We start from the raw sequence: 6,570 nt of genomic DNA, 5'->3' as shown, positions 1-6,570 counted from the left end.
CAAAAAGCTGGCGAATTGGACCTGGAAAGGTCCTCATCGCCAGCTTTTTCGTCGAAAAAATAGAACAAAATGGACAAAAATAGGTCGGATCATAGAAATCCGACCTATTTTGTCAACGGTCTGAAAGCTCTCTTTTACAGAGAGCTTGTTTGCAGGTGTTAAATCAATCTTTTAATAATTCATCACCTAACCAAATAGTAACAATTCCATCGTCTCCATAAGGTTCAATTAGTTCGTCCTCCAGACTTAAAATCAAGTCCTCATATGAAGATGATGACATCATCAGCGGATTTTTCTCGATTTAAACAAAAAAGCACTCAATCAGAGATTAAGTGCTCGAATATATTAAATTATTCTTCATCGTCCAACTCTTCGTCTTCTTCCCAGTTTTCTTTCATTCGTTTAAGTTTATCATAAAAAAACTCTATAAAACTGCTGGCTACAACATTTTCATATCCATTTTCTCGATCCCAGATAAATACTGGACATTCCCCATTCTCCATCTTGTTTGTATCTAAACAATAAGCAAAGAAGTCAATATCTTCAATAACTACTAACCCATCTGTAAGGTTATAATGTTTTCTATATTCATTTGTGAATTCAACTACAGATGCTCCACCAAAATCATAACCGAGTATATCTACTCCATATACTCCACCTGATCCATAGTTTCTTAAAAACCATTTATAACTTTCAGGAAGAATGGTTTGTAAGTCATTTTCAGTTTTTGTAATTTTTTCTTCACTAATTCCTCCTGTAAAATCATGGGGAGTAGCATGTTTGTTGTCATTTTCTTTTATAAATATTTCCACTTTAGAATAATCCATTTTTTCATATCCTCTGTTAGGGGGAATTTCATCCCCGGTATCACTCTCATTTTTCGTTAGGCTAAATCAATATAATATTTGTCGTCATCCATCACTTTAATTAGAAATTCTTCTAATGAATCTGCTATCTTTATATCATCATAATAAATCGGATTGTTTTGCTCTTCACTTAATTCAATTAATAATAACGCACTTTCATTCGCCTCAAAAAATATTAATTTATCTTCTTCCAAATCCTCATAAATTTCGATATCAGGATAAAATTCAAAATCATTAGTTTTCAATCTAGCATCTCGTATTGAAGATGGCCCCATAATCCGATTGATGTTATATTCTGATCTTTTTAGAAAGCCATACCCTACTTCCAATAGAAACTTCCGTAATTCAATAGGCATCTTTAATCCCAATGTTTCTTCTACCTCTTGTATTTCTTCCTCACTTACCGGATAAAATTGATTTTCTTGATCATCTTTAATAAAATCGTATTTCATTTTATTTACCCCCTTTAAATAATTCATTCGCAGGTGACCCTGTACCATGGATACCAGATTGATGTTCATTTGGAAATTTAGCAGGGGGTATATTCTACCACTCATGTTCTCCGTGAAAGCTATTTTCAATTATATGATGTGCATCATACTTATCACCTTTTCTTCTAACTGGCTCTCATGATACGATTTCTAATCCAAGTTATCTATTGCTTCTTGAAAACTGTCTTGTAAATACTCATCAAAAATAGAATATCTTTCAATCTCCTTTTTACTTATGTCATCCCACCTTATTACACAGTGATTTTCTTCAGTATTGAGACAATAAACAAATTCGTCCACATTTTGAATAACTAAGTATTTATCAGGTAAACCAAAATTTCTAAATCTTTCTGTAGCCTCAACTACTGAAGCATAGCCATTTCCTTCAACACCCAAAACTTCAACCCCACATATACCTCCTGAGCCATATGCTTTAACAAACTCTTTATATTGCCTTGGAAATTTGCACCCTAGTTTCTCTTCAGCCCTCGAAATATCTTCATCGGGCACTGCTCCGAAAAAATCACCTTTTTCTACATATTCATTTATCATCATTGAAATTTGAGCATTCATTACATATATTTAACTGAACCTAAAAATTCAAATTCACTATCACCAATAGATACCTTCTTTTTGACACCTTTATAGTTGAAATTATATAAGAGTACCAACGCGTTATAATTTTTTGTCAGGTGCTTTCCACATACTGAAATAAATTCTGGGATAATCGTATCATCGTAAGAGAAGTCTTCTAATAATCGCCTTACTGAGTTACTAGACTCTTCATAAAAATCTGCTTCACGAACAGACTCGTCATACCTTTCTATATTAAAGCTATGAGCAAATATTGAAGGAATAAAATCACCATCTTCAGTATAAGAAGTTTTAAGAATCTTTTCTAATTCTTCTGGAGAACTGATACTGCCTACCCAAAGTGATACAAACTCTTCTTTTTGCATAAAGCTACCTCCTCTTCTATAGCTGCGCCTTTAGTGCCGACGACAGACGTAGTAACCATTCCGATAGCCATATTTAACAGATTCTTCCCAAAACGCCTTCAATTCCGCCCTATTCCTTGCTGGCTTTCTCCAATTTGTTCAAAAAACCTTGAAAGGCACTGCCGTTCAAGGTGAAAAACGCATTAAATTTTCGGAACTTCAATCACATTCCCTGGTGACTTATCAAGTAAGCATCGGGAATATGCGGGTTGTTTTTTTTTCAGCTTAAACCTTTGAACCCTTGTTATTTCAGGATCGGATGAAATATTTTGAGATTTAAACTGCAAATATAAGCTTTTGATAAGTTTCGATTAAGAAATCCTTCCATTCTTCTAAAGCAGATGCTGAAACATCGTCTGGGCTTTCGAGCATACGATAACCATCTGCATAATGGAACATTAATAACCCCGTACCATAATTGCAATTTTCATTCTCAAGAATTGCTTTTGGAACTTCAAAACCACTATTCCAATTATAATTCGCTGCAAAAACGTGAAGAATAACAGGGTTTTCAATATTTCTCATCACTCTTACTAGATCGTCTTTATCTGTATTATAAAGCAGCTCCTCGAGGAACTTAATATCTTTCTTATCCAATACTGTTTTACCTCCTAACAAAAACACTTTAAATATTAGACCAATTGTTTAAGCTTTCTCCTTCATAATAAGTTCCCTTAGGGAGCTTATTATGAAGGACTATTTGAATTTAAATACTGTTCTAAGAACCTAATGTTATTTTCATCATTAGGAAAATTGCATAGATTTCAGACCACTTCTTATATGAAGATGATGTCCATCTCGGATTTTTCTCGATTTAAACAAAAAAGCACCCAATCAAAGATTAAGTGCTTGAGATTTAATATATTATTCTTCCTCGTACCAATCTTCTTTAGCTTGATTTAAATATTCCCATAAAAACTCAAGGAAGTTAGGAGCCTTTTGGTGATCATATCCGCTTTGATAAACCCATGTAACTACAGGACATTCTCCGTTATCCATTTTTTGTGTATCTAAGCAATAAGCAAATGCATCTACATCAACGACTACTACAATGTGATTTGGTAAGTCATAGAGCTCCCTATAGTCTTTGGTGAACTCTACGACTTCAGGGGATACAAGTCCATGACCCAATATTTCGACGCCAAAAGAGCCGCCTGAGCCATAGTTTCTTAAAAACCATTTATAACTTTCAGGAAGAGTGGTTTGTAAGTCATTTTCAATTTTTTTGATTTTTTCCTCATTAATTCCTCCTGTAAAATCATGGGGAGTAGCATGTTTATTTATAAAGTCTATAATTAATTCTTTAGTATTCATTGAGATCCACCTTTCAAGCTCTTTTCATATTGTTCAGCTCTCCACATCCAGTATTTTCTTCTGAAACTATCGTATTGTTGTTGCAGTTCAGGATTATTTCTAAAGCTATCCCCCTTCTCCACTAATTGGTGTAGTACTTTATGGTATTTTTTATGAGTGGTATGAAGTATCTCCAACATCGTACCTGGCTCTTTTTGTATTAAATGATGTAAATTAATTGGTTTGCCATCTTCCCCTATGGGCGCTTTTCCGCTTTTCATTAATTCTAAATTAGTTATATTTTTATTTGGATGCTTCATGTTGAAGTCAATGTTTTTAAGTTGATAAATTCTTCTGTCAACATCTTTTAAGTTTCCTTTTGGTTTTACTTTACCTTTAACTTCAACTGCATTGTACTTCTCTTTATTTAACCATGGTACTGAGATTTTACCACCTGTAAACGGTTTTCTGCTTATATCAGAGACTTTCTTCGCAAATTGAATAAGACTATCTTTTATATGCTCCCCATTAAGCACATGATAAGGGACTTTCCCCCCGCCTGCAAGCTGAATTTGCGGCGCAAAAGGGTTGTGTATTTGAATCCCTTTTATGTTTGAAGCAACCCTTTGCATCGATTTCTTGAAAGACGCTACGCTTTTTTCCAAAGCTTGTTTCGATACTTTTTTAGAAGCTTTAGTTGCTTTGGCAGCGACTTGCCCTACCTTCCCCGCTTTGGCAGCTTTTGCTGCTTTGTCAACGCCTTTAGAGCCGACAATCGATGTCCCGACCATTCCAACGGCATAGCTAAACCATCTGGCTTGGGTGTAAGAATCACCATTGACGACATCTCGTTGATACGAGTCTTCAATTCCTTTTTTTATAATATTGAATGTGACATCAGGATGATGAAGCGTAAAGTTAATGCCCTCAATCGTTTCGTCTGCGTGAACGACCATGTCCCATAGGCCTACAGCAGTGTCGACAACTGCATTTTTGAGTCCTTCAGTGCTTCCTTTAATTGCGTTGCCAAAATCACGAGCGCCTTCAATTTGATTGAAATACCGCTGTTGCCAAGGGGAAAGGTTTTCGTAGCCAATTTCCGTGGCCATCTCATAAAACTCTGAAGCCGTTGAAAAATTGAAATCATCAAGCTTCTTTTTTAGTTTAGAAATGTTATTATCCTGTTTGCTAACTTCGCTAACTTCTTTTTCTAGCTTTGCTCTCTTATCCAGCTTATCCAACATGACGCCCATCGCTGTGTCTTGTCCACCACGCAAAGCATCCATTTTATCCGGCTTTAAAATCGCGCCTTTTTGATAGCCGGTGATTTCAATTTTAGGGCCTGTGTACATTTTTTCAAGCCTGCTTATGTATCTCTGCATCGTTTCCAGATCGTTTTCGGCCGTTTTGAGGGCGCTTGCCTGTTCCCTGTCGAACGTATGCAGCTTTTCAATTGTCTGATTAATTTCCTTTAATGCTTTTCGATTTTGTTCATGAAAATCGCTGTCATTCAAATCAGGCAAATCGACAATATGGCTGACCTTCGAGATCGTGGCGTTTGTTTTAGAAACCAAATGTTTCGTTGTTCGATCAGCAGCATTTAAGCCATTCTCCAGCTCGTGTTCGAGAAAGGACTGTGAAATAAATCCGTTGTGGTTTGGTTCGAGAGAGTTCAGCGCGGTTTTCATTTTCTTTAACGCAGAACTGTATTCCTCTATAAAAGTATCATAGAACTGTAGAAAAGGGGTGTGGCACTCCTTATAAAATGCACGAATTGCGTCCCCGCCTTTTCCTTTTAAAGCATCATCAAGAGATGCGATATCCTCAACGCTTTTTTTGACTTGAGCAAATTCTTCTGATTGGTGTTTTAATTGTTCCAGCGTTTGATCAATGGCTTTGTGCAGCGCCTGAACATCCAGAGTCTTCATGGCACTCTCCTCTAATACTAAAGTTACAATCATTTTAGAGTTTACCACTTTATAGAAGGGAATTGGGGAATAAATCCTGGTCATCCATTAAAATGAATCCTTAGAATTAGGATAAACAACCTATTCAAAACAGACGACTAAAAATCCGGTCGTCATGTTCTATAATAATTCTCAGCTGTGTAATATCTCCACTCCCAAAATGGCTGCCCATGACACATAACATATCGGTCTAAAAATATCTCAAAATTTAAATCGAGAGGCTTATACTCAAGACCATCCTCAAGTAAATAAAGGTAGTTGGGATCTCCTTCCTTGAGCCTGTCTCTGTCAATCATTAGGTCGCACTCTTCCAGCAAATGTCCAATTGGAATACCGCTAACTTCCTCATACAATTCTTCATCTTTCAGTTCTGTGTCAATTTCCTTGAGGTTAAATAAATGCAGACCTCCGCCAATATTCACTCCATCTAAAAGACTATCAAAAATTCTAGCTCCATTATGTAGAGTTAAAAATTTTTGATAATCATCAGGAAGAGATAATTGATGATGCGATTCGAAAGCGCGTATATCGCATTGAGAGGCTCCGCTGTCAGAGAATGTGACAAGAGCATCTGTAATTTCACCTTCAGAGCCAAGGCTCCTAATGACTCCATTTTGATCTAATAAACTCTTTAAACCATTCACGGTATTCTGAACGAAACTTGTCATGTGTATCCCCTCTTATTACAGGTGATTTGTTTCTCCACCAACGTGAGACTTTTTTATGCACCTCTATTTACAGAGGAAACAAATTGCTCGGGATTCCGTAATCTTCATAAGTGTCTAGGGGTAAACTGCAGCAAACAAATAGCTGCATGAAATAGCCTCCTTGCAAATCTCCCCTCGACTTTCACGGTGCAGTCTTATCCTCAAATGTTTCCTCTGAAGCACAACTAAATCACTCCAGAAATATAGTATCTTTTATTTTTGCTCTAAATCTTTGCTTTTCACTTCCT

The 6,570-nt window shown here is 36.2% G+C and carries 7 protein-coding genes and 2 pseudogenes; all 9 read right to left on the bottom strand.

Features of this window, described 5'->3' with window-relative positions:
• Positions 1-350 precede the first annotated feature (350 nt).
• Complete coding sequence (locus tag KI350_RS22010) at positions 351-827, bottom strand: SMI1/KNR4 family protein (protein ID WP_026579685.1); 477 nt, start codon at positions 825-827, stop codon at positions 351-353.
• Positions 828-883: 56 nt separating this feature from the next.
• A complete protein-coding gene (locus tag KI350_RS22005; RefSeq protein ID WP_026579686.1) occupies positions 884-1,318 on the bottom strand; it encodes an SMI1/KNR4 family protein in 435 nt (144 codons plus the stop codon).
• Between the two features lies 1 nt (position 1,319).
• Positions 1,320-1,487 (bottom strand): annotated as a pseudogene (locus KI350_RS22000) (WXG100 family type VII secretion target); the annotation flags it as partial.
• A 20-nt stretch (positions 1,488-1,507) separates the two neighbouring features.
• Positions 1,508-1,930 carry an SMI1/KNR4 family protein gene (locus KI350_RS21995; RefSeq protein ID WP_059231911.1) on the bottom strand — a complete coding sequence of 141 codons (423 nt, stop codon included), beginning with the start codon at positions 1,928-1,930 and terminating at the stop codon, positions 1,508-1,510.
• Positions 1,930-2,316: an immunity 22 family protein gene (locus KI350_RS21990; RefSeq protein WP_059231913.1), complete on the bottom strand. Its 387-nt coding sequence runs from the start codon at positions 2,314-2,316 to the stop codon at positions 1,930-1,932. The genes KI350_RS21995 and KI350_RS21990 overlap by 1 nt, the downstream gene beginning before the upstream one ends.
• 182 nt (positions 2,317-2,498) lie before the next feature.
• A pseudogene (locus KI350_RS21985) lies at positions 2,499-2,952 on the bottom strand (DUF4274 domain-containing protein).
• A gap of 267 nt (positions 2,953-3,219) precedes the next feature.
• Positions 3,220-3,669, bottom strand: a complete 450-nt coding sequence (locus KI350_RS21980; RefSeq protein WP_026579690.1) for an SMI1/KNR4 family protein — start codon at positions 3,667-3,669, stop codon at positions 3,220-3,222.
• The gene (locus KI350_RS21975; protein ID WP_059231916.1) at positions 3,666-5,576 is read right to left on the bottom strand and encodes a T7SS effector LXG polymorphic toxin; all 1,911 of its coding nucleotides are present in this window, start codon (positions 5,574-5,576) and stop codon (positions 3,666-3,668) included. Before KI350_RS21975 ends, KI350_RS21980 begins: the two co-directional genes overlap by 4 nt.
• Before the next feature lie 152 nt (positions 5,577-5,728).
• Positions 5,729-6,283: an SMI1/KNR4 family protein gene (locus KI350_RS21970; RefSeq protein WP_059231918.1), complete on the bottom strand. Its 555-nt coding sequence runs from the start codon at positions 6,281-6,283 to the stop codon at positions 5,729-5,731.
• Positions 6,284-6,570 lie beyond the last annotated feature (287 nt).

The organism is Bacillus sp. J41TS8, assembly GCF_018333035.1.
Lineage (GTDB): Bacteria > Bacillota > Bacilli > Bacillales > Bacillaceae > Bacillus > Bacillus paralicheniformis.
This window is presented reverse-complemented; position numbering and strand designations above follow the sequence as displayed.

What these genes read in the sequence shown, in the direction of transcription:
- KI350_RS21975 (WP_059231916.1), bottom strand. Translation starts at nt 5,576, where the DNA reads ATGAAGACTCTGGATGTTCAGGCGCTGCACAAAGCCATTGATCAAACG.
- KI350_RS21980 (WP_026579690.1), bottom strand. Translation starts at nt 3,669, where the DNA reads ATGAATACTAAAGAATTAATTATAGACTTTATAAATAAACATGCTACT.
- KI350_RS21970 (WP_059231918.1), bottom strand. Translation starts at nt 6,283, where the DNA reads ATGACAAGTTTCGTTCAGAATACCGTGAATGGTTTAAAGAGTTTATTA.
- KI350_RS21990 (WP_059231913.1), bottom strand. Translation starts at nt 2,316, where the DNA reads ATGCAAAAAGAAGAGTTTGTATCACTTTGGGTAGGCAGTATCAGTTCT.
- KI350_RS22005 (WP_026579686.1), bottom strand. Translation starts at nt 1,318, where the DNA reads ATGAAATACGATTTTATTAAAGATGATCAAGAAAATCAATTTTATCCG.
- KI350_RS21995 (WP_059231911.1), bottom strand. Translation starts at nt 1,930, where the DNA reads ATGAATGCTCAAATTTCAATGATGATAAATGAATATGTAGAAAAAGGT.
- KI350_RS22010 (WP_026579685.1), bottom strand. Translation starts at nt 827, where the DNA reads ATGGATTATTCTAAAGTGGAAATATTTATAAAAGAAAATGACAACAAA.